We start from the raw sequence: 21,927 nt of genomic DNA, 5'->3' as shown, positions 1-21,927 counted from the left end.
CGGGACAGGGATGTCACGTCATGACCGCTCCGAAAGGTCGACGAGCGGAGCGAAGAAACCGCGCCACGCGCGGCGCGAGGACCGCCAGGCACCGGGTCCCAGCCGTAGGCGACGGCACTAAGCCTCTAGCGCAACGGGCACTATCCGCAGGCGACATTCATCGTAACCTTCATACACCATGCGCCCCCACAGGCAACATCTTTGCAGCATCAGGCTCCTGTGACAACACGGAGTCTTTGGCAAAGATGGTTCTTATCTACAGCNTATAACCACGAAACCGCTCTTACCCGCAGCCAGCACAATGCAATAAGCAGACGGGTGGGGCCCGGTGACAGGCAATCCGCAGCGCTGAGTGCAGGGAGGAAGACCCGGATGTGTCAGCAGGGATGCTGGCACAAGGGCATGCCGGGACAGGGATGTCACGTCATGACCGCTCCGAAAGGTCGACGAGCGGAGCGAAGGCACCGGGCCACGCGCGGCGCGAGGACCGCCTGGCACCGGGCCCCACCCGTTGGCGACCACACCCCTACCCCCTGGCGACCACTAGGGCCTCTGTCACACCGGGCCCCACCCGTAGGCGACGACACAAGCCTCTGCCACACCAGGCGACACTCACGCCGGGATGGTATGCCCGCTGCGAAAAAACGACTGAACTACCACTTAACCCCCAGCCCGGTAATAAAACTCCGCTCGTTAAGCGTATCACGCGTGCCGCTAATCAGGTTATGACCGTAGGTGATATTAAGCGATGACCAGCTGGTGAGCTGATAACGTAATCCCACCTCCGCATCCATACTGAAAATAGCATCGTCATCCAGCGAATGACCCACTTCACCGTGCGTGAAAAGCGACAGCGTCCTGCCCCGAAGGAAACGCTGATAGTCCCAGCGTACTGAAGCCCCAAAATGGCTATCTGAACTGCCATCGCTGTAACTGTAGGCAAAGGCACCGCCCAAAAGCGACATCGAAAATGAACCCAGCTCATCATCCCAAAACTGGTAGCCGGGACCAGTGCCGATCAAACCCTGCTGGGAAATATCCTCTACCCAGTCACGCTTATAGCTCGCCCTGCCCTGCCAGAAATACCGATCGCGAAACATATAGTCCAGCGCATAGCGCAGACTGTAATTATCGGTATTCATCGTACCGTCTTCTTCTTCGCGGTTGTAAGTTCCGCCAAAGTCATTACGCCACTTACCGACATTCACTTTGTTGTTATAGGCGAGATTGTAATCCTGAGTGCGGGTAGAAGCCTTTTTCAGGCTGACACCCGCATCAATATTCCCCGTCCAGCTCAGCGCAGCCGTTTTCGGCTTTGGCTTGAGGAACTCTTCAAATCGGGCGACGGGCACGCGCTGCTGGCTTTCTCCCTGATGCACGATAATGTAGCCAGCATCGGTGGCTTCAAGGCGGGCTTTAAAGGTTTTGCTGCTTTTACCGTTACGGACGTCAAAATCCTTTTCGCTGGACAGGGTACTCACTGCATTCCAGTTTAGCGATACCGTTCCCGCATAGCCGGTGTCTATGACCAGCTTGCCGTCGCTGAGCGAGCGCACCGTGCCGCTGACCCGGTCACCATTTTTCATCCAGACGGTATCAGCGATGGCAAAAGGCGGAGAGACCAGCAGGCAGGTTAGCAGGCCAGCTCGCGCAGGGCCGCCGCGAATTGAGTGGGGCATAGTGGTGAGTTAACTCCTCAACTTACTTCATCAGGACCATTTTTCTTTCCAGGGTACAGGATCGGGCTGGACAGAGTGAGAGGGAAAGGTCTGATAGATAAGCTTATTGCGCACGAAAGGTTCAGGAATTAATAGAAAGCTATGGCAGCTACGGTCAGCAAAACCAATCATCAGGCCGCTGAGCCTGTTACTGTTATCTGCTCTATATACACGGCGGCGCCCAAAGATAATGACTGCTACGCGAACGCCCATCGCGGCAAACTGACATAGCCCAGCGCTCATCGGCTGGGCTGAAATGTGCACTATTAAGCCAATTGAGCCGCTGCGCCTGGTGCAACACCCCAGGCGGCGCATCTGCGGCTACCAGCCCGGTTAAATCCGATGCACCCGTTCCCGGTGCTGGCTGTCAGCAGGTTGGCTTAGGCGGTATTCTCGTTCGGCGGCGTAATCAGTCGAAGCCGCACGGTGATAAACAGCGCCACCATCACTACCAGGGCCGCCGCCAGGTAGATTGAATCCACGCCCCAGCGCCCGATTAGCAGCCCGGCCACCGGGCCGGTAATACCCAGGCCAAAATCCAGAAATGCGGAATAGAGCCCCAGCGCTGACCCCTGATTCTGCGGAGCCACCCGGCGAATAGCCTCCACGCCAAGAGCGGGAAACACCAGCGAGAAGCCGGAACCGGTGAGGAATGCGCCCACGTCCACCATCCAGGATGAGTGGCCCTGCCAGATCAGCAGCAGTCCAATACACTCAATAACAAACGAAAACAGCGACACCCGGATGCCGCCAAACCGCCCGATAAAGCTGCTGAAAATCAGCCTCATCACCACAAAGCCCAGGCTAAACAGAGTCAGGGAAAAAGCCGCCCCGTGCCAGCCGTGACTGGAAAAATACAGGGTGATAAAGGTGGCAATGGTTCCGAAGCCAACCGTCCCCAGCCCCAGACAAAGCCCATACAGCCAGATCCGCGAGAACACCTGGGTGAAAGGAATGCGCTGCCCCACTGCCACCACTACCGCCGGACGGCGAGTCGCCAGCCAGAAGCCAAAAATCGCCATCAGCATAATCAACACCGCAAAGCCGGGGATACCAAACGCGGAGTTGAGCATCACGCCGAGCGGTGCCCCCAGGGCCATCGCCAGGTAGGTTGCCACACCGTTCCAGGAGATAACCCGCGCGCTCTGTAGCGTGCCGACAATATTTATCCCCCACAGAATCGAACCCGTTGCGGTCAGGCTCTCCCCCAGACCCAACGCGATCCTTCCGGCAGCCAGCAGCAGCAGGCTGGTGAGCGCACTGCCGTGGACCGTCACCGCCAGCAGGGTGAACAGGCCGCTAACTCCACAGAGTAACAGCCCCATCAGCACTACCTTTTTGGGGCCGAGCAGATCGGCATAGCGCCCCGCCTGCGGTCGGCTGATCAGCGTGGCAAAGTATTGCAGGCTGATAATCAACCCGGCCATAAACGAACTGTAGCCCAGATCGTTATGCACGTAGCCGGGCAGTACCGCCAGCGGCAGGCCAATAGAGAGGTAGCAAAAGAAGGTGAATATAACGACCGAGATAATACGCTTATTGAGCTGGGCGCTGGATAAAGCTGCTGAGGACATGACGGGACCAGAAATAGGTGTGATGTGAGTCACATCATACCCTTAGCAGACTAAGAGATCCCGTTAAGAATATTGGGAAATGTGACAGCCGCCGCCTCAATCGCCCGCGCAATATCAACGGAGCGCTTAAGCGGTCGGATGTCTGCAAACAGCATATCGGCCTGCGGATACACTTTACGCAGATATCCCAGCCACTGCTTAATGCGCGCCACGTGGTACAAACCGGTGTCACCCTGCTTTTCCAGCCGGACATACTTTTGCAACAGCCTGACCACTTCCGGCCACGGCATGGGCGGCACATTATCCTTTATGACCCGGCTCAGGTTTGGCACGTTTAGCGCGCCGCGACCAATCATCACCGCATCACAGCCGGTCACCGCCAGGCAGTTCTGCGCGCTCTGCCAGTCCCAGATCTCCCCGTTAGCAATCACCGGGATGGTCAGCCGCTGGCGAATTTCGCCAATGGCCTGCCAGTTAATGCGATCGGCCTGGTAGCCATCCTCTTTTGTTCGCCCATGCACGGCCAGCTCGGTGGCACCGGCCTGCTGTACCGCATCGGCTATTTCAAATCGCTGGTCGTCGGAAGCCCATCCCAAACGCACCTTCACCGTCACCGGTAAATGCGCAGGTACGGCCTGGCGCATCGCTTTCGCGCCGCGATATATCAGCTCAGGATCTTTTAACAGCGTGGCGCCGCCGCCGCTGCCGTTGACCGTCTTCGAGGGACAGCCACAGTTGAGATCGACACCCCACGAACCCAGCTCCGCCGCGCGAAAGGCGTTTTCCGCCAGCCATTCAGGCGACTGGCCTAACAGCTGAATACGTACGCGCGTACCCGCAGGTGTGCGACTGGCATGATTAAGCTCGGGGCAAAGGCGAGAAAAGGATTTAATCGGGAGTAGCTGGTCAACAACCCGCAAGAATTCAGTGATGCAGAGGTCGTAGTCATTAACTTCGGTAAGCAGTTCGCGTACCAGCGAGTCAAGCACGCCCTCCATCGGGGCCAGTAGAACACGCATGTCACAACCCATTGCGTTAATAAGGAGGATCTGGGCGATCCCCCTGGTTAGAAAGCGTTAATGCCTGCTTACATTACGCGCATGAAACCCAGCCTGGATTAAGCGCGTTAATATCAGCTCGGATTAGACCGGCGCTGGCGGGTCACGCCACGCGGTGCGGCGCTTCCGCCTTCTGGCCTGGCGCTGCGGCCACTGCCGTTGGCCTGGCGACGCTGGCCGTTACCCTGGCTGCGTTCACCTGAGGCTGCACTGCGTTCGCCACCATTGCCGCGATTTCCGCCCTGACCACGTTCGCCACCGCGGTTGCCCTGCGGCGCGCCGCGCCCACGGCCTGCACCGCCACCGCCGCGCTGCTGACGACCATTCTGGATCGGATCGGCCTTGATAGACGGATCCGGCTCATAGCCGTCAATGGCGATACGCGGGATCTCACGCTTCAGCACGCGTTCGATATCGCGCAGCAGCTTGTGTTCGTCCACGCAGACCAGCGAAAGGGCTTCGCCCGTTGCCGCAGCGCGGCCGGTACGACCAATACGGTGAACATAGTCTTCCGGCACGTTTGGCAGCTCATAGTTCACTACGTGCGGCAGTTCAGAGATATCAATACCACGCGCGGCGATATCCGTCGCCACCAGGACGCGGATTTTACCCTCTTTGAAATCGCTCAGCGCACGAGTACGGGCGCCCTGGCTTTTGTTGCCATGAATGGCCGCAGAGCCAATGCCGTCTTTATTCAGCTGCTCGGCAAGGTGGTTGGCACCGTGTTTGGTACGGGTAAAGACCAGTACCTGCTGCCAGTTATCGCGGCCGATCAGGAACGACAGCAGTTCTCTTTTACGTTTCTTATCAACGAAATGCACGTGCTGAGAAATCTGCTCGGAGGCGGTGTTGCGGCGCGCCACGGAGACCTGCTCCGGGTTTTGCAGCAGCTTTTCTGCCAGACCTTTGATCTCGTCAGAGAAGGTCGCGGAGAACAGCAGGTTCTGACGCTTAGCAGGCAGTTTGGACAGCACGCGACGGATATCGTGAATAAAGCCCATATCCAGCATACGGTCAGCTTCATCCAGGACCAGAATCTCAACCTGAGACAGGTCTACCGCATTCTGATGTTCCAGATCCAGCAGACGACCCGGCGTAGCGACCAGTACGTCAACGCCGCCGCGCAGCTTCATCATCTGCGGGTTGATGCTGACGCCGCCGAAAACCACCAGCGAACGAATATCAAGGTATTTACTGTAGTCCTGCACGTTTTCACCCACCTGAGCCGCCAGTTCGCGGGTCGGGGTTAAAATCAGCGCACGAACCGGACGACGCCCTTTAGGATGGGGGGTCGCGCTGCTCAGCATTTGCAGTAGGGGAAGCGTAAAGCCGGCCGTTTTACCGGTACCGGTCTGGGCGCTGGCCATCAGGTCACGACCGGCTAAGACAACCGGGATCGCCTGACGCTGGATTGGCGTTGGCTCGTTATAACCCTGCTCTGCAACAGCACGCAGAATGTCGGCATTAAGGCCGAGAGAATCAAATGACATAAAATTGACTGACTCCGGATCCGCCCTGACCGCATTTAAGGGTGTAGTTTCCAGGGGGAGAATATGACGTCAGGCTTCGCCAGACGTTTGAAAGGGAGCACAAACCACGGTGCGTAAGCGGCAGATTATAACAGATGTTATCCCCTCACAGAGAGCGTTTCTTTGCGAGCCGATAAAAACGGCGTTTTTACACCAGAAACGCCCCGTCCCTCAGAGTACGGACCCGCATTCTGCGTCTGATGCGGCATATATACGCCAGTCGTAGGGTGAGATCCTATCCAGCGAGGTGTAAACGCTCGCAGGGGTGATAAGGCTTATGCAGCGAGGTGTAAACGTTAGCGGAGGGATGAGGTCTGATGCAGTAGCATGAAGTCGTAATTTGGCTTTAATAAAACGGGCCGCGTATGCGGCCCGTTTCGTCTCAGCGGTGGCGTGGCCTGACGGCACGACGAACCGGCTCTTTCGCCAGCAGTGAAACCAGCGCGGGCCCGGTCAGCATCAGTACACCCACACAGCCCAGCAGCAGGTTATGGTGAACAACGCGTGACAGCAGGTAGAGTACCAGCATGGCCGCCCCAAAATAGTAGGTGGTGGTGACATCCTCAAGGAAGTCGCCAACGCGGCGCAGATGCGGCAGACGCTGTGTCAACAACATGGCGGTAAATACGCAGGCATAAAGCGCCAGTAAAACCATGGTGACATGCAGCAGGCTTTGGTGTTTCCATCCCCACACCAGCGCTGCAATCAGCAGCAGGTGCAACATGATATGTACGCAGGCTTGTCCGGTGACAATCTGGATACGATTAGACCATTTCATTTTCTTCTCCTGGCACACCCAACATCGGTCGCCCAGTTTGGCTATCACAGTAAGCGATAGCGCATTCTTCAGACTACCCCACTTTTCGGATAATGCCGCAAATAATGAGGCTGCCCGGCACTATTTTGTGACAAAGACTACACTTTATTCTTCGCACGACGAAAAGGAGAGCGCGCACAGTATGTCACAAAAACCGCAAGGATTTTCATTAAAAGTCCTGACGATCAATACGCATAAGGGTTTCAACGCCTTCAACCGTCGCTTTATCCTGCCAGAATTGCGCGATGCAGTTCGGGCCACCTCGGCGGATATTGTTTTTTTACAGGAGGTGATGGGCAGTCACGCCGTCAATCAGCTGCAGATTGAAGACTGGCCTGACACACCTCATTACGAATTTCTGGCTGATACCATGTGGAATGATTTTGCCTATGGCCGCAATGCCGTCTATCCCGAGGGACACCACGGCAACGCGGTGATGTCCCGCTTTCCCATTGTGGAGTATGAGAACCGGGATATCTCCGTCGAGGGTACGGAGAAGCGCGGATTGCTGCACTGTAAGGTGACCCTCCCCCATCGCGATATTACGCTGCACGCCATCTGCGTGCATCTGGGGCTTCGCGAGGCACACCGTCATGCGCAGCTGATGATGATGTCTGAACTGATTAACAGTCTTCCCGCCGATGCGCCAGTCATTGTGGCGGGTGACTTTAATGACTGGCAGCAAAAAGCTAACAGGATCCTGCATCGGGAGGCGGGCATGGATGAGGTATTTAGCCAGCACTATGGTCGCCCGGCCCGAACCTTTCCCGCCCGCTTTCCGCTGCTCCGGCTGGACCGCATTTACGTGAAAAATGCCACGGTCAGCCACCCACAGACTATACCGCTCCGGCCCTGGTCGCACCTGTCCGATCATGCCCCTCTGGCCGTGGAGATTCACTTATGAAAATGCATTGGCGTGAAGGTAATCGGCTGAAACTGTTGGAAAATGGTGAAAACTATTTTCCCCGCGTGTTTGAGGCCATTCGTCGGGCGAAAAGCAGCGTGCTGCTTGAAAGCTTTATCCTCTTTGAGGATGAGGTCGGTAATGAACTGCATCAGGTGGTTTATGATGCGGCAAAGCGCGGCGTGAGAGTCGAAATGCTGCTGGACGGCTATGGCTCCAATAATCTGTCGGAAAACTTTATCCACCAGCTAACCGCCGCGGGCGTACGCTTTATCTATTACGATCCCCGCCCGCTGGTGCTAGGCATGCGCACCAATATCTTCCGACGCCTGCATCGTAAAATCGTCGTTTGCGATAATGAGATTGCCTTCGTCGGCGGTATCAATTTCTCCTCGGAACACAACACCAGCTATGGTCCGGCAGCCAAACAGGATTATGCCGTTGAGGTGAAAGGTCCGATCGTTGAGGACATTGCCCTGTTTGTGCAGCAGGCTATCAACAGCGAACAGGTCACGCGCCGCTGGTGGGGGGGGCGCTCCCATCGTTCGGCGCAAAACACCAAACCCGGCGACGCTCAGGTCCTGTTTGTCTGGCGCGACAATGACGAGCATCGTGACGATATAGAACAGCACTATATTGATATGCTGCGCGAGGCCAAAAATGAGGTGATTATCGCTAACGCCTACTTTTTCCCCGGCTACCGCCTGCTGCGCGAGATGCGCAACGCTGCTCAGCGCGGCGTTTCCGTTAAGCTTGTCGTGCAGGGCGAGCCGGATATGCCGATTGTGAAGACGGGTGCCGAGCTGCTGTATAACTTTCTGGTCGAAGGCGGCGTGGAGATTTATGAATACACCCGGCGCCCACTGCATGCCAAAATTGCCGTGCAGGATACCCACTGGTCTACCGTTGGCTCCAGCAACCTTGACCCGCTAAGCCTGTCACTGAATCTGGAAGCCAACCTGATGATCCACGACCGCACCTTTAACGAGGTCATGCGCGGCACGCTGAATCATCTGCTGACCCAGGACTGCCGACGCGTGCAGAAAAGCGAACTGCCGAAGAAAAACGGCTGGCAGTTTATGAAGAGCATGCTGGTGTTTCACTTCCTGCGCCATTTCCCGGCGATTGCAGGCTGGCTGCCCGCCCATACGCCAAAGCTGGCGCAGGTTACCGCGCCCGCGAAATCGGATCAGGCTGACTCCCCGGTACAAAGCGAGCTGGAAACCCAGGATCGCGTCAAACCGGAGCATAAAACCATCAAAATTGAACATGAGCATAAAACGGTGAAACATGAGCATGAGCATGAGCATGAGCATGAGATTGTGAAGCCTGAGAACGAAAAGGTGAAGCGCTGATGTCAGATTCGCACCCTCGCTGGCGGTGGATAAAGAAGATCCTCACCGGGCTGTTTTTTGTGGCCGTGGTTGTGCTGCTGGTGATTTATGCCCGTAAGGTCAACTGGCACGATGTGGCAGAGGTGATCACCCACTATAACCGGCTGGCCATTCTCTCCTCGGTCGCGCTGGTGATCGTCAGCTATCTGACCTACGGCGTGTACGACCTGATTGGTCAGGCCTACTGCGGGCATCGTTTGCAAAAGCGCCAGGTGATGCTGGTCTCTTTTATCTGCTATGCCTTTAATCTGACGCTCAGTACCTGGGTTGGCGGCGTGGCGATGCGCTATCGCCTTTACTCACGGCTGGGGCTGGACGGCAGCACTATTACGCGTATTTTTTCGCTCAGCATCGCCACCAACTGGCTGGGCTACGTGCTGGTGGCGGGCGTGGTGTTCAGTATGGGTCTGGTGCCTGTCCCGTCAGGCTGGTTTATCGGGGAAGGCACGCTTAGAGCGACAGGCGTCTGCCTGCTGGCGTTTGTGCTGGTCTATCTGGCATTTTGCGCTTTTTCACGCCGGCGGCGCTGGACGGTAAAGGGCCATACGCTGGCACTCCCCTCTCTGCGTATGGCCCTGCTACAGTTCAGCGTATCCAGCGCAAACTGGCTGGTCATGGGTGCTATTATCTGGCTCCTGCTCGGGCAGAGAGTGGATTACCCGCAGGTGCTGGGTGTGCTGCTGATCAGCAGTATCGCGGGGGTGATTATTCATATCCCAGCCGGGATCGGCGTGCTGGAAGCGGTATTCCTGGCACTGCTGAGCGGTGAGCACCTCACTCACGGCGCGATTATTGCGGCGCTGCTCGCCTACCGTGTGATCTATTTTATCGCCCCGCTACTGCTGGCGCTGGTGCTTTATCTGTGGCTGGAGAGCCGCGCGAAAGGCCTGCGGCAGAAAAACCAGCAGGCGATGCAAAAGACCTGACGCTGGGATGGAAAAGTCATCGCCATCGGCAGGTCCAGACCTGTTGGGGCGTTGATGGGCAGAAGAGACATATCTGATATTCGGATGATGGCCGCACAATAAGCGATAAAAAAAGAGGTGCCAGCTGCAAAGCGGGCACCTCTCATATCACAATGCTGCCTCAGGCAGCAGGTTCTTACCTTAGCAACACCATGCGGGCGCTAACAGACCAGCGCCTGCTCAGGCAGCATGGGTGCCGTCTTAGCGACGGTTGCCGAAAATGCGTAGCAGCATCAGGAACAGGTTGATGAAGTCCAGATACAGCGTCAGCGCACCCATGATTGAGTAGCGACGCAGATTCTCTTTATCCTCAACGTTGATGCCTTCACCAATATTTTTTAGCTTCTGCGTGTCATAGGCGGTCAGACCCACGAACACCAGCACGCCAATATAGGTTACGGCCCACATCAGCGCCGTACTCTTCAGCCAGATATTCACCACCGACGCCAGCACAATACCAATCAGGGCCATAAACAGCATGCTGCCCATACCGCTCAGATCGCGTTTAGTGGTGTAGCCCCAGAAACTCATGGCACCGAACATACCACCGGCCACCAGGAAGGTGCTGGCGATGGAAGAGTAGGTATAGACCAGGAAAATACTCGCCATGGTCAGCCCGGTAAGCGCTGAATAGAGCATAAACAGCCCGGTTGCCGCCGCCCCGCTCAGCTTGTGCACCATACCTGACAGCACAAACACCAGGCCAAGCTGAACAATAATCAGGCCAAAGAAGGTAATGCGATTAGCAAAAACCAGTTCCATAACGGCTGGCGTATTGGCCGCAAACCATGACACAAACGCCGTCAGCAGCAGGCCGCAGGTCATCCAGCCATAGACTTGCGCCATGTAGGTCTGAACGCCACTGCTGGCCTGCGATACGATTGACCCATTAGAGCGTGGGTATCGATCCATGATTTTCTCCTTATTCTCACGTGAACGGAATTACCACAAGGTAACCGCAAGTCTGGCACAGTCCGGGGAGATTAAGCCAGCCCCGCACTCACCTTTTTCTTCACCCTGGAACCCCTGCCGTACGGTCAGACTGCAAAATCAGTTCAGCCGTGCTTAAAGAAGCGCCAGTTTATGCCGATAGAACGTACACAGGGAGATCGCTAAACAGGAAGTTTGCCTATGCTGCACCTTTTTACGCCGGGGAACCTGAATGAAAACGAAATCAAACCATAAACGGAAGATGAGCACCCGCACGCTGATGCTCGTGACCGGGGCGCTGACCATCACGCTCGGCTTTACCATTACCATTGGACTGCTGAGCTGGCAGTCAGCCAGGCAGCAGCGCATGCTGGCCGGAGAGTATCTGGGGCAGATTGCCGAAAGCCAGGCCCTCAGCGTGCAAAAAGAGCTGGATTATGCCCGCACGGTAGCAAAAGACCTCGGGCAAAGCCTGATTGCCCTGCCGCCCTCCGGCATAACCGACCGTTCCACTGCTGAAAACCTGATGAAATATTCGCTTAAGCAGAATCCCGACTACCTCTCGATGTCGGTGATCTTTGAAGCGAACGCCTGGGATGGAAAAGATGCAGAGATCGCCAAACTGCCCGGTGCCGCGCCGCAGGGCCGCTTTGCACGCTTTGTCGATCGCGATAAGTCCGGTAACTTTGCAATGCACAATCTGGACTCCTTTCTCACGCCAGGCGAGGGGGACTACTACCTTATCCCGCAAAAACGCCAGAAAGATGTGTTAATTGAACCTTATACCTACGCCTACAACGGCGTCGATACCCTGCTCACCTCCGTTGCCGCCGTGATCATCGACGACGGCAGGCTTAAAGCGGTGGTCACCTCAGATATTTCTCTTGCCTCGCTGCAAAAAACCATCGGTGCCATTCACCCCTGGCGGGGAACCGGCTATGCGCTGCTGATTTCTCATGGTGGGCTGGTGGTGTCCGGCACCGATAAAGCGCAGGCCGGGAAGCCTTATACCGGAAATCGCGGGCCGCGAACGCAGGCTATTGTGGAGCATTACGACAGCGCGCTGGGGGAGAAGGTGCTGGAGACCTGGCGTCCGGTGACCATTGGTAACAGCGACAGCCCCTGGTATCTGGGGATTGTCGCGCCGGTGAGCGCGGTGATGGCGGAAGCAAACCGTCAGCTTTACTCTGCGCTAATTATGATGCTGCTCAGCATCATAATCGTCTGTACCGTACTGGGTCTGCTTTTCAGCCGTAAAGTTGCCAGGCCGATTGGTGGGGAACCCTTGCAGGCGGCAGAGATTGCGCTGGGCGTCGCGCGGGGAGACCTGAGCGCGGCCATTCCGGTTGCGGCACAGGATCGGCAGAGCATCTTTTTCGCCATGCACACCATGCAGCAGCAGCTGCGTACCATGGTGGGGGAAATTATCTCCGCCAGCCACGCGGTCAGGCAGGGTGCCGGTGAGATTGCCACCGGTAACCTGGATCTCGCCTCGCGGACCGAACAGCAGGCCGCCGCGCTGGAAGAAACGGCTGCCAGCATGGAACAGCTCACCGCCACCGTGAAGCACAATGCGGATAACGCGCATCAGGCGACCGCCCTCACCAGTACCGCGACGGATATCGCCAGGCGCGGCGAGGATCTGGTACTTCAGGTGGTGCAGATCATGCAGCAGATCGACGACAGCTCACGGAAAATTGGCGCCATCACCAGCATCATTAACGGTATCGCTTTCCAGACTAATATTCTGGCGCTGAATGCGGCGGTAGAGGCGGCGCGTGCCGGAGAACAGGGCCGTGGTTTTGCCGTGGTGGCCGCCGAGGTCCGCAGCCTGGCCCAGCGCAGCGCCAATGCGGTAAAGGATATTTCTGCGCTGATTGGCGAATCAACCCAGCGCGTGGGCCAGGGCGTTTCTCTGGTGCAGGATGCCGGAAAAACGATGCAGGAGATGAGTGCGGCGGTAGACTCGGTAAAAACCATTATTACCGAAATTGTCCACGCCTCTGACGAGCAGTCGCAGGGCATTGGTCAGGTGACGGTGGCGGTTAACCAGATGGATGGCACCACCCAGCAGAACTCGGCGCTGGTTCAGCAGATGTCGGCAGCCGCTGCTTCGCTGGAAAATCAGGCGAAGCAGCTGGCGGAGACGGTCGAACGCTTTCAGCTGGGTGCGGGTTAGCCGCGGGTGAGCACGCCCGGCCGCTCGTGGCCGGACGTGTCACTGCGCTATTTCGCCCGCGTCAGACAGCGTTGATAGCGTCCGTCGACCCGCTGGGCATACCAGGCGGTGGTGAGATTACGGGTGATTTTCGGGCTTTCCAGCTGGATGCCGGGCAGCCTTTCACGCGGCAGGCGCACGCCGGCATTTTTATCAGCCAGGATGAATACCTTCTCCCACAGCGCGCTTTTCTCAAATGCCAGGGTTTCCCCCTGCTCCAGCGCGCGCCGGATACTGCTATTGCTCATGTCCAGCTGCCTGCTCAGGGTACGGACGGCCAGCTCAGTGGCACCCGGCGTGTCTGTACCATAGCGGATCACATCGCCATCCAGCGCCAGCTTAATGCCGGTCAGCTGCGCCACCGCGGCCTGGAAAGCCGCGTTGCGGCTGGCGTACCAGCCCGCATTGAAATCGGCAAAGCGATAGAGCGGCCTGCTGTAGTGGGTGGGATACCCCAGCAGGTGGCGGGTGCCAAACCAGACTCCGCCGCGCCGGGTAAATACCTCATGGCGCAGCGTGCCGTCGACCGGATAAGGGTAGCCTTTTGACTGCGCCTCCGCGAAGTCAATACTCACCTGCATCGGCCCACCGGTATGGATAGGGTTCAGATTGCCAAACAGCCTCTGTCCCATCGGGGCCATATTGATAAAGTCATCGAAAATGGCGCTTAGCTCTTTTTCACTGCGAACGTGATCCAGCCGCCAGGCGTAGCTTTTTCCGCTGGGTGAGTTAATCATCAGAGCGGTACGGACCACAAAGGCTGGAATATGCAGGCTGGCGGCGCGCCGGTCGATCTCACCCCAGGCGATTTTAGGCAAGCCCGCCACCGTGGCATCAACATTGAAGTTGGACTCCTGATCGGTCACCGCAATGACCGCACAGAGATTGTCGGGGGACGCATCAATGCCCTGGCTGTTGAAGGCGGCAAAGATATCGTTTGCCCAGCCCTGCCTGTCGTTCACTCCGGCGGGGATCAGCCGGACAATCTGCGCTTTGACGTCGGCGGGCCGCCGCTCGGGAAGGTTTTTGTGCGGCTGGCTGCTACAGCCTGCCAGCACCAGCAGTGCCAGCAGCAGTCCGCGCTTCAGGGGGGAACGGATCATGACTTTCCTTGTGGTTTATTTCCAGCGCGAGGCAGCCTGGTGGTCGCTATCGCGGGATTCAACCCAGCGGTCGCCGCCAGGCGTGGCTTCACGCTTCCAGAAAGGCGCTCGGGTTTTAAGATAGTCCATAATAAACTCGGCGGCGGCAAAGGCGCTGCCACGGTGGGCTCCGCTTACCCCTACCATCACAATTTCATCACCGGGAAACAGTTCGCCAGTGCGGTGAATTACCGTTACGCGCTGCATGGGCCAGCGCTCACGCGCCTCGGCGACAATTTCTGCCAGCGCCTTTTCCGTCATCCCGGGATAGTGTTCCAGCGTGAGCGCGGAGACGTTATCGCCGAGGTTATGGTTGCGCACCTTGCCGGTAAAGGTCACTACGGCGCCATCTTCATCACAGGCTGCCAGCCAGCGGTACTCTTCTGCCATATCAAACGGGGCCTGGCCGACCCGGATCCGCGTTTCCATTTATCCTCCGGTGACCGGTGGGAAAAAAGCCACCTCATCACCATCCTGAAGCGGATGCTGAGGCGCCACCAGCGTTTGATTCACGGCGGAAAGCAGCTTACCGGTGGTCAGCGCCAGCGCCCAGCGATCGCCGCGCTGAGCCAGCGCAGCCCGCAGCGCCTCAACCGTGGCGTACTCCTGCGGCAGGCTCAGGCTGTCGGTGCCGGTTAACTCGCGGACCTGGGCAAAAAACAGCACGTTAATCATGGTCAGCCGCCCTGAAGTCACCCGACTTGCCGCCGCTTTTACTCAGCAGTCGACAATGCTCGATGGAGATATCCTTCTGCACCGCTTTGCACATATCGTAGATGGTCAACGCGGCGACCGACGCCGCGGTGAGCGCTTCCATTTCTACGCCAGTTTTACCGGTCACGCGGCAGAGGGATTCAATTCTCACCCGCTGCCTGGCAACGTCAGCCGTTAAGGTGACTTCAACCTTGCTGAGCAGTAGCGGATGGCAGAGGGGGATCAGCTCCCAGGTGCGTTTAGCCGCCTGGATACCGGCAATGCGCGCGGTGGCAAAGACATCGCCCTTGTGGTGGCTGCCATCAATAATCATCTGTAGCGTATCGGCATGCATCACCACAAAGGCTTCTGCCCGGGCTTCGCGTACGCTCTCCGTTTTGGCGGAAACATCCACCATATGCGCCTCACCGGCGGCATTAATATGTGTGAGTTGTGACATCTGTTCAGGGCTTCTTTACGTGTGAAACAAAGTTACAGGGGCGGGTGCGGGCATCAAGCTGATCCTGAATGATCCGTTCCCAGGCGCTCTGGCAGGCCCCGGTCGAGCCGGGTATGGCCAGAATTAGCGTCTGATTCGCCATGCCCGCGACCGCGCGCGACTGGATGGTTGAGCTGCCGATCTCCTCCCAGGAGACCATGCGAAACAGCTCGCCAAAGCCCTCAATTTCGCGATCGAACAGCGGCAGAAGCGCTTCCGGGGTGCTGTTTTTGCTGTTAAAGCCAGTGCCGCCGTTGATCAACACCACCTGCACGTCCGTACTGGCGATCCAGCTGGATACCACCGCGCGGATGCGGTAGCGGTCGTCTTTTACGATGGCCCGATCGCAGACGCGGTGGCCTGCCCCGGTCAGCGCTTCACGCAGATAGTCCCCGGAGGTGTCACTGGCGGCGTCGCGGCTGTCAGAGACGGTGAGGACCGCTGCGTCAAGCGGGATGAATTCTGCTGTGGGTTTACCCATGTTGAGCTCCTTACTTAACCGCCGATAAATGAGAGATTCTGCGTAATGCCGGTGTTGCCCTGATGCAGGAAGTGCGTCTGCTTTTTGGTTCGCAGGCTGGCCGCAATACGCGCCTGCAACGCATCCTGCTGATCGTCGCTTTGCAGCAGATCGCGCAGTGACACGCCGCCGTCGCCAAACAGGCAGAGATGCAGCTTACCGACCGCCGAGACGCGCAGGCGGTTACAGCTGGCACAGAAATCTTTTTCATAAGGCATGATCAGGCCGATTTCACCCTGATAATCGGGATGGGTGAAGACCTGCGCCGGGCCATCGCTTCGCGCGCGCGACTGACGAACCCAGCCCTGGAGCAGCAGACGGTCGCGGATCACCTCGCCGGAGATATGGTGCTGACGAAACAGCGCCCCGCCCTCGCCGGTTTCCATCAGCTCGATAAACCGCAGCTGGATGGGCCGGTCACGGATCCAGTTCAGGAATGTCTCCAGGCTGTTATGGTTGATGTCGCGCATCAGCACGGTATTCACCTTCACCTTGCTGAATCCCGCATCAAAGGCGGCATCAATCCCACTCATGACCTGATGAAATTTATCCTGCCCGGTGATGGCATGAAACTGGCGAGCATCCAGACTGTCGATGCTGACGTTGAGCGCGGTCAGCCCGGCGGCGCGCCATGCAGCGACATCGCGGGCCAGCCGGTAGCCATTGGTGGTAACCGCCAGCTGGCGGATGGCGGCGTTCTCGCGAACGGCAGCGATAATGTCGGTGAAGTCGCGGCGCAGTGAAGGCTCACCGCCGGTAAGGCGGACTTTTTCCGTCCCGGCTGCCGCGAAGGCACGAGTAACCCGCCGGATTTCATCCAGCGTAAGGAAGCTTTTGTTGGTTGTACCCTGGGGCTTATAGCCGTCGGGCAGGCAGTAGCTGCAACGAAAATTGCAGACGTCAGTGATCGACAGACGCAGATAATAAAAACTGCGGTCGAAGCTATCAGTAAATTGTTGCACCAGAACACCTTTCCAATTCGGGAGATGCAGGCATTTCTTTCTGCACCCTGGCAACGTATCGTTGCGGCCAGGGCACCCTATCCAAAGACGTAGGTGCCAGGGCTAAGTGTGGTCTACCGACACCGGTAAACCATGGTATGGAAATTCTACCGCTAAACCGTCCGGGATTCCAACATCATCTTTCGCTATATATTTTGATATATAACGTATTTTAGCCGCCTGTTCCCTGCCAGTTTAGGGTAAAATGGCACAAATGCATGTGGCCCGTTTCGGGTCAATAAACCGCTTCAAAACAGAAGGAATTTTATGCGTAATCGCACATTGGCCGATCTCGATCGCGTGGTGGCTATCGGTGGCGGGCATGGTCTGGGTCGCGTGATGTCGGCGCTCTCCCCACTTGGATCGCGGCTCACTGGCATCGTCACCACCACCGATAATGGCGGTTCAACCGGGCGCATTCGTCGTGACGAAGGAGGCATTGCCTGGGGCGATATGCGTAACTGCCTGAATCAGCTGATTACCGAACCGAGCGTGGCCTCTGCCATGTTTGAGTATCGCTTTGCCGGAAACGGCGAGCTGGCCGGACATAACCTCGGTAACCTGATGTTGGTAGCCTTGGATAACCTCAGCGTGCGCCCGATTGAGGCCATTAATCTGATCCGCAATTTGCTTAAGGTAGATGCGTTTCTGATCCCCATGTCAGAGCAGCCGGTGGACCTAGAGGCTATTGATGAAGAGGGGCAACGGGTGCACGGCGAGACGGAAATCGATCGGATGTGTCGTCCCCCCCGCGAGCTGATGCTCTCTCCTGCGGTGACGGCCACCCGCGAAGCGGTTGAGGCCATCGCCGAGGCCGATCTTATCCTGATTGGGCCGGGCAGTTTTTACACCAGCCTGATGCCGGTGCTGCTGATGCCCGACATGGCACAGGCGCTGCGCCGTACGCCGGCCACGATGGTGTTTATCGGAAATCTGGGTAAAGAGCTGAGCCCTGCCGCCGCTCAGCTCACGCTGGCCAACAAGCTGGCAATTATGGAAGAGTACATCGGTAAAAAGGTCATTGATGCCGTTGTCGTCGGCCCCGGTACCGATACCCACAACGTCACCGATCGCCTGATTATCCAGGAGCCGCTTGAGGCGGCAGATATCCGCTACCGGCACGACCGACAGCTGCTCCACATTGCGCTGGAGCATGCTATTCAGTCGATTGTTTAAGCGAAAAGCGGGAGCATACTTATCAGCCAATGGTTTAAGCGGAAACGCGCGGCTAGGAAGCCGCAATAAAGAGCTCGCGCGCCTCGTGTAGCCGATCGCGTACGCGCGCGGCCTCCTCGAACTCCAGGTTCTGCGCATGCTGCTGCATCTCCGACTCCAGCTCGTGGATCTTCTTCTGCAGCGCCTGCGGCGTCATTGCCAGGTAAGGGCTGTCGTCCTCAACAACAGGATGGGAGGTTTTGCCGCCGCGCCCCCGGGTTTTGGTCTTGTTAATGCCCTGCCCCAGCTCAAGAATATCGGCGATTTTCTTGTTGAGACCCTGGGGTACGATGCCCTGCTCCTTATTGTGCAGTTCCTGCTTTTCCCGACGACGCTCGGTTTCACCAATCGCCCGCGCCATGGAGGGCGTAATTTTATCGCCATACAGAATTGCCTTACCGTTAAGGTTTCGCGCGGCACGGCCGATGGTCTGGATCAGCGAACGCTCGGAGCGCAGGAAGCCCTCTTTGTCGGCATCCAGTATCGCCACCAGCGACACCTCCGGCATATCCAGCCCTTCCCTCAGCAGGTTGATCCCCACCAGCACGTCAAACTTGCCCAGCCGCAGATCGCGGATAATTTCTACGCGCTCCACGGTATCAATGTCCGAGTGCAGATAGCGAACGCGCTCGCCGTGCTCTTCGAGATACTCGGTAAGGTCTTCCGCCATCCTTTTGGTCAGTACCGTCACCAGCACGCGCTCATTGATCACGGCGCGCTTGCGGATTTCAGACAGCAGGTCGTCAACCTGGGTACCGACCGGGCGCACCTCAATCAGGGGATCGAGCAGCCCGGTAGGACGCACCACCTGGTCGATCACCTCACCGCCCGATTTCTCCAGCTCATAATTACCCGGCGTGGCAGAGACGTAGATGGTCTGCGGTGCCAGCGCCTCAAACTCTTCGAATTTCATTGGGCGGTTATCCAGCGCGGACGGCAGCCGGAAACCATACTCCACCAGCGTCTCTTTACGCGCCCGGTCACCGCGATACATCCCCCCGATCTGCGGAATGGTGACGTGTGATTCGTCAATAACCAGCAGCCCGTCGGCAGGCAGGTAGTCAAACAGGGTCGGGGGCGCTTCGCCCGGACCGCGCCCGGAGAGATAGCGCGAGTAGTTTTCGATCCCCGAGCAGTAGCCCAGCTCGTTCATCATTTCAAGGTCGAACTGGGTACGCTGGGTGATGCGCTGCTCTTCCAGCAGCTTATTGTTTTCCAGCAGAACGCGTTTGCGGTCGACCAGCTCCACTTTAATCTCTTCCATCGCCTGCAAAATGCGCTCGCGCGGCGTTACATAGTGCGTTTTGGGATAGATGGTATAGCGTGGGATCACCGATTCGATCTGCCCGGTCAGCGGGTCAAATATTGACAGCCGTTCCACCTCTTCGTCAAACAGCTCTACGCGCAGGGCATAGTCATCGGACTCCGCCGGGAAGATATCGATCACCTCGCCGCGTACCCTGAACGTCCCGCGCTGGAAAGCCTGATCGTTGCGGGTATATTGCAGCTCGGAGAGCCGACGCAGGATCGAGCGCTGGTCGATAACCATACCCCGCGTCAGATGCAGCATCATTTTGAGATAGAGGTCGGGATCGCCCAGACCGTAAATGGCCGACACCGACGCCACCACAATCACGTCGCGACGTTCCAGCAGCGCTTTGGTCGCTGACAGGCGCATCTGCTCGATGTGCTCATTCACCGAGGCGTCTTTTTCAATAAAGGTATCGGAGCTGGGCACATAGGCCTCAGGCTGATAATAGTCGTAGTATGAGACGAAATACTCCACCGCGTTATCGGGGAAAAATTCCTTCATCTCGCCGTAAAGCTGCGCAGCGAGGGTTTTGTTAGGTGCCAGCACCATGGTCGGGCGGTTCAGATCGGCAATAACATTGGCCACAGTGAAGGTTTTGCCCGATCCGGTCACCCCCAGCAGGGTTTGATGAGCCAGCCCATCCTCCAGCCCCTCTTCAAGACGGCGAATAGCCTCAGGCTGGTCACCTGCTGGCTGGAAATCGGAGTTGAGTTTAAAGACTTTGCTCATTGGATTGCTACCTGATGATAAATGCTCGCGGACAGGAGATTAATTTTACTCTGCCGTGGCGATTTTGCCAGCAAAAAAGACTGGATATATCCACAGTTATTTTGCATGATAAAGTGAACCTGCCGTTAAGTCCTTATAGATAATCGGTTAAATACTTAATCAAACAGGGAATAGTGAGGTTATCCCCAGAAGGGTCTGCCACTTTAACATTTGTCAAGCGTGGCTGACAAAATGCGGGAAGCGCGCGGCCGGTTTTTTTATCCTGCTTGATTTTCATCAAGTCGTTGATAGTGTTATGCATTCACCGTAAGATGAGTTTCACAGCAACTCGTGTCCAGGCCGCGCTGGCTCTCGCCTGGCGTGAGTTTTAAGCCGCTCATGCACATGGTTATCCACAGGAATGGTGGATAACTGATTTGAGCGCCCGAACCGTCTGCTGTGTATAAAGCTGCGCTGCCGGTAAAAAAGGATGCTAAAAATTTTTTTTTGCTTTTTTTCACTGTCAATCTTCAGCATTGGCATGATGAGTAAGCATAGTTTTGGTGCCGCCGCCAGCCCTGGTTACCCCTTATTTACTTATATCCTTTCCCCTCTCACTGCTTCTCAGACAGGCAACTGCACCATCACCAGCCTGCACGGGGCACCGCCGCAGTGCAGCACCAAATCACTACCGGTAATTATTAAATAAACATTACCAATAACCGCAGCAAAATGCCTGTCGGTATCATGATTGCGTGCAGCACTTAACAACCTGGCCTGTCAATTGCAAGACACTACGGGAAGCAGGTCACCACCCGGCGCGCTCCTTACACCAGAACGAAGCTCAGAGCCGCAGGTTTCTTATACAAGGCATTGAAGACTGTTTGACAGACGACGGAGAGCGGATGCAATCAGGTGCGATCGATAACTGTCTGAAGGAGAGTGTCAGATGCTCAGCTTACGTTCAATTAATCAGTTTTACGGACAAAACCATATTCTGTGGGATGTCGATCTCGAATTACCGCCTGGCACCTGCACCGGCGTGCTGGGCCGCCCCGGCATGGGTAAAACCACTCTGGTTAACTGTATTATGGGTAATCTGCCCATCAACAGCGGCTCGATTATCTGGCAGGAGGGGAGCCTGCCGCCGCAGGATCTGCTGCTGCAGCCAGTAGAACAGCGGGCCGCGCTGGGGATAGGCTATGTTCCGCAGCGGCGTCAGCTCTTTTCACAGCTAAGCGTGGAGGCCAATCTGCAAATCGCGCTGCTTGCCGGTGCGGGTCCCGACAGGCATCGGGCCATCCCCCCGGTAGTGTACGATCTCTTTCCGGCGCTCTGGTCCCTGCGCCACCAGCGCAGCGGCGATCTGCGTGCCGATCAGCAGCAACAGCTGGCCCTGGCGAGGGCGCTGGTGCTGGAGCCCAGGCTGCTGATTTTGGATGAGCCGATGGAGGGAATGTCCTCCTGGCTGGAGGAGGAGATGGGCAATCTTATCCACCGCCTTAACCATGACTTCGGCCTGACCATCCTGCTGCTTGAACAGCGCATTTCGTTTATCCGCCGGGTGGCCGACTACTTTCTCCTGCTGCACCAGGGCCGCAACGTGGCGCACGGCACCGTTGCTCAGCTTGATGAGAATATGGTTAACACCTGGCTGGCGGTTTGAGCGCTCTGTAGCGGCGCGTTATACCGCTCCAGCATGCTGCCTGCCCCGGTTGCGCTGTCTGGCG

Annotated in this window: 19 protein-coding genes, 1 pseudogene and 1 riboswitch; of the genes and pseudogenes, 6 read left to right on the top strand and 14 right to left on the bottom strand. The window is 57.1% G+C overall.

What is annotated here, in order from left to right; translation table 11 throughout:
* Positions 1-653: 653 nt before the first annotated feature.
* The 5 genes from A1830_RS04805 to A1830_RS04785 all read right to left on the bottom strand — a co-directional run bounded on the left by A1830_RS04805 (position 654) and on the right by A1830_RS04785 (position 6,657).
* Complete coding sequence (locus A1830_RS04805; protein ID WP_067702553.1) at positions 654-1,679, bottom strand: DUF481 domain-containing protein; 1,026 nt, start codon at positions 1,677-1,679, stop codon at positions 654-656.
* Positions 1,680-2,098: 419 nt separating this feature from the next.
* Complete coding sequence (locus A1830_RS04800; protein ID WP_067702550.1) at positions 2,099-3,292, bottom strand: MFS transporter; 1,194 nt, start codon at positions 3,290-3,292, stop codon at positions 2,099-2,101.
* A 50-nt stretch (positions 3,293-3,342) separates the two neighbouring features.
* Entirely contained in the window at positions 3,343-4,311 is a 969-nt protein-coding gene (gene dusC, locus A1830_RS04795; protein WP_067702547.1) for a tRNA dihydrouridine(16) synthase DusC, read from the bottom strand.
* A gap of 113 nt (positions 4,312-4,424) precedes the next feature.
* Positions 4,425-5,840, bottom strand: a complete 1,416-nt coding sequence (gene rhlE / locus A1830_RS04790) for an ATP-dependent RNA helicase RhlE (RefSeq protein ID WP_067702544.1) — start codon at positions 5,838-5,840, stop codon at positions 4,425-4,427.
* Positions 5,841-6,261: 421 nt separating this feature from the next.
* Positions 6,262-6,657: a YbhQ family protein gene (locus A1830_RS04785; RefSeq protein ID WP_067702542.1), complete on the bottom strand. Its 396-nt coding sequence runs from the start codon at positions 6,655-6,657 to the stop codon at positions 6,262-6,264.
* 181 nt (positions 6,658-6,838) lie between these two features.
* Between A1830_RS04785 and A1830_RS04780 the strand changes: the two genes are divergently transcribed.
* The 3 genes and pseudogenes from A1830_RS04780 to A1830_RS04770 all read left to right on the top strand — a co-directional run bounded on the left by A1830_RS04780 (position 6,839) and on the right by A1830_RS04770 (position 9,920).
* Entirely contained in the window at positions 6,839-7,600 is a 762-nt protein-coding gene (locus A1830_RS04780; protein WP_067702539.1) for an endonuclease/exonuclease/phosphatase family protein, read from the top strand.
* Positions 7,597-8,862, top strand: a pseudogene (gene clsB / locus A1830_RS04775) (cardiolipin synthase ClsB); the annotation flags it as partial. The gene A1830_RS04780 and the pseudogene clsB, both read left to right, overlap by 4 nt.
* A 92-nt stretch (positions 8,863-8,954) precedes the next feature.
* Positions 8,955-9,920 (top strand): lysylphosphatidylglycerol synthase domain-containing protein, encoded by a 966-nt coding sequence (locus A1830_RS04770; protein WP_067702536.1) that lies wholly within the window; start codon positions 8,955-8,957, stop codon positions 9,918-9,920.
* Between the two features lie 240 nt (positions 9,921-10,160).
* Here A1830_RS04770 and A1830_RS04765 read toward each other — a convergent pair whose 3' ends face one another.
* Positions 10,161-10,871, bottom strand: a complete 711-nt coding sequence (locus A1830_RS04765) for a Bax inhibitor-1/YccA family protein (protein WP_067702533.1) — start codon at positions 10,869-10,871, stop codon at positions 10,161-10,163.
* A gap of 250 nt (positions 10,872-11,121) precedes the next feature.
* Between A1830_RS04765 and A1830_RS04760 the strand changes: the two genes are divergently transcribed.
* On the top strand, positions 11,122-13,068 hold the full coding sequence (locus A1830_RS04760) for a methyl-accepting chemotaxis protein (protein WP_067702530.1): 1,947 nt from the start codon (positions 11,122-11,124) through the stop codon (positions 13,066-13,068).
* A gap of 47 nt (positions 13,069-13,115) precedes the next feature.
* On the opposite strand, the gene A1830_RS04755 is transcribed toward A1830_RS04760, so the two are convergent.
* The 6 genes from A1830_RS04755 to moaA all read right to left on the bottom strand — a co-directional run bounded on the left by A1830_RS04755 (position 13,116) and on the right by moaA (position 16,926).
* Positions 13,116-14,210 carry a DUF1615 domain-containing protein gene (locus tag A1830_RS04755; protein WP_067702527.1) on the bottom strand — a complete coding sequence of 365 codons (1,095 nt, stop codon included), beginning with the start codon at positions 14,208-14,210 and terminating at the stop codon, positions 13,116-13,118.
* Positions 14,211-14,225: 15 nt separating this feature from the next.
* Positions 14,226-14,678 (bottom strand): molybdopterin synthase catalytic subunit MoaE, encoded by a 453-nt coding sequence (moaE, locus tag A1830_RS04750; protein WP_067702524.1) that lies wholly within the window; start codon positions 14,676-14,678, stop codon positions 14,226-14,228.
* Positions 14,679-14,924: a molybdopterin synthase sulfur carrier subunit gene (moaD, locus tag A1830_RS04745; protein ID WP_067702521.1), complete on the bottom strand. Its 246-nt coding sequence runs from the start codon at positions 14,922-14,924 to the stop codon at positions 14,679-14,681. It lies immediately after the preceding gene.
* Positions 14,917-15,402, bottom strand: a complete 486-nt coding sequence (gene moaC, locus A1830_RS04740; RefSeq protein WP_067702518.1) for a cyclic pyranopterin monophosphate synthase MoaC — start codon at positions 15,400-15,402, stop codon at positions 14,917-14,919. Before moaC ends, moaD begins: the two co-directional genes overlap by 8 nt.
* 4 nt (positions 15,403-15,406) lie before the next feature.
* Positions 15,407-15,922, bottom strand: a complete 516-nt coding sequence (gene moaB, locus A1830_RS04735; RefSeq protein WP_067702515.1) for a molybdenum cofactor biosynthesis protein B — start codon at positions 15,920-15,922, stop codon at positions 15,407-15,409.
* A 14-nt stretch (positions 15,923-15,936) separates the two neighbouring features.
* The gene (gene moaA / locus A1830_RS04730; RefSeq protein ID WP_156484939.1) at positions 15,937-16,926 is read right to left on the bottom strand and encodes a GTP 3',8-cyclase MoaA; all 990 of its coding nucleotides are present in this window, start codon (positions 16,924-16,926) and stop codon (positions 15,937-15,939) included.
* Positions 16,913-17,044: riboswitch (molybdenum cofactor riboswitch) on the bottom strand. It overlaps the preceding gene by 14 nt.
* 185 nt (positions 17,045-17,229) lie before the next feature.
* Between moaA and yvcK the strand changes: the two genes are divergently transcribed.
* Positions 17,230-18,138 carry a gluconeogenesis factor YvcK family protein gene (gene yvcK, locus A1830_RS04725; protein WP_067702508.1) on the top strand — a complete coding sequence of 303 codons (909 nt, stop codon included), beginning with the start codon at positions 17,230-17,232 and terminating at the stop codon, positions 18,136-18,138.
* A gap of 52 nt (positions 18,139-18,190) precedes the next feature.
* Here the strand turns inward: yvcK and uvrB are convergent, their stop codons facing one another.
* Together uvrB and A1830_RS04715 are read right to left on the bottom strand one after the other, a co-directional pair.
* Entirely contained in the window at positions 18,191-20,218 is a 2,028-nt protein-coding gene (gene uvrB, locus A1830_RS04720; protein ID WP_067702504.1) for an excinuclease ABC subunit UvrB, read from the bottom strand.
* 293 nt (positions 20,219-20,511) lie between these two features.
* A complete protein-coding gene (locus A1830_RS04715) occupies positions 20,512-20,718 on the bottom strand; it encodes a hypothetical protein (protein ID WP_156484938.1) in 207 nt (68 codons plus the stop codon).
* A 428-nt stretch (positions 20,719-21,146) separates the two neighbouring features.
* Here A1830_RS04715 and A1830_RS04710 point away from each other — a divergent pair, with 428 nt between their 5' ends.
* Positions 21,147-21,863 carry an ATP-binding cassette domain-containing protein gene (locus A1830_RS04710; RefSeq protein ID WP_067702498.1) on the top strand — a complete coding sequence of 239 codons (717 nt, stop codon included), beginning with the start codon at positions 21,147-21,149 and terminating at the stop codon, positions 21,861-21,863.
* The last annotated feature ends 64 nt before the right edge of the window (positions 21,864-21,927 follow it).

It is taken from the genome of Erwinia sp. ErVv1, from assembly GCF_900068895.1.
Classification (GTDB): Bacteria; Pseudomonadota; Gammaproteobacteria; order Enterobacterales; family Enterobacteriaceae; genus Erwinia.
Note: the sequence above shows the minus strand (reverse complement) of the source record. Positions and strands in the feature narration are given on the sequence as shown.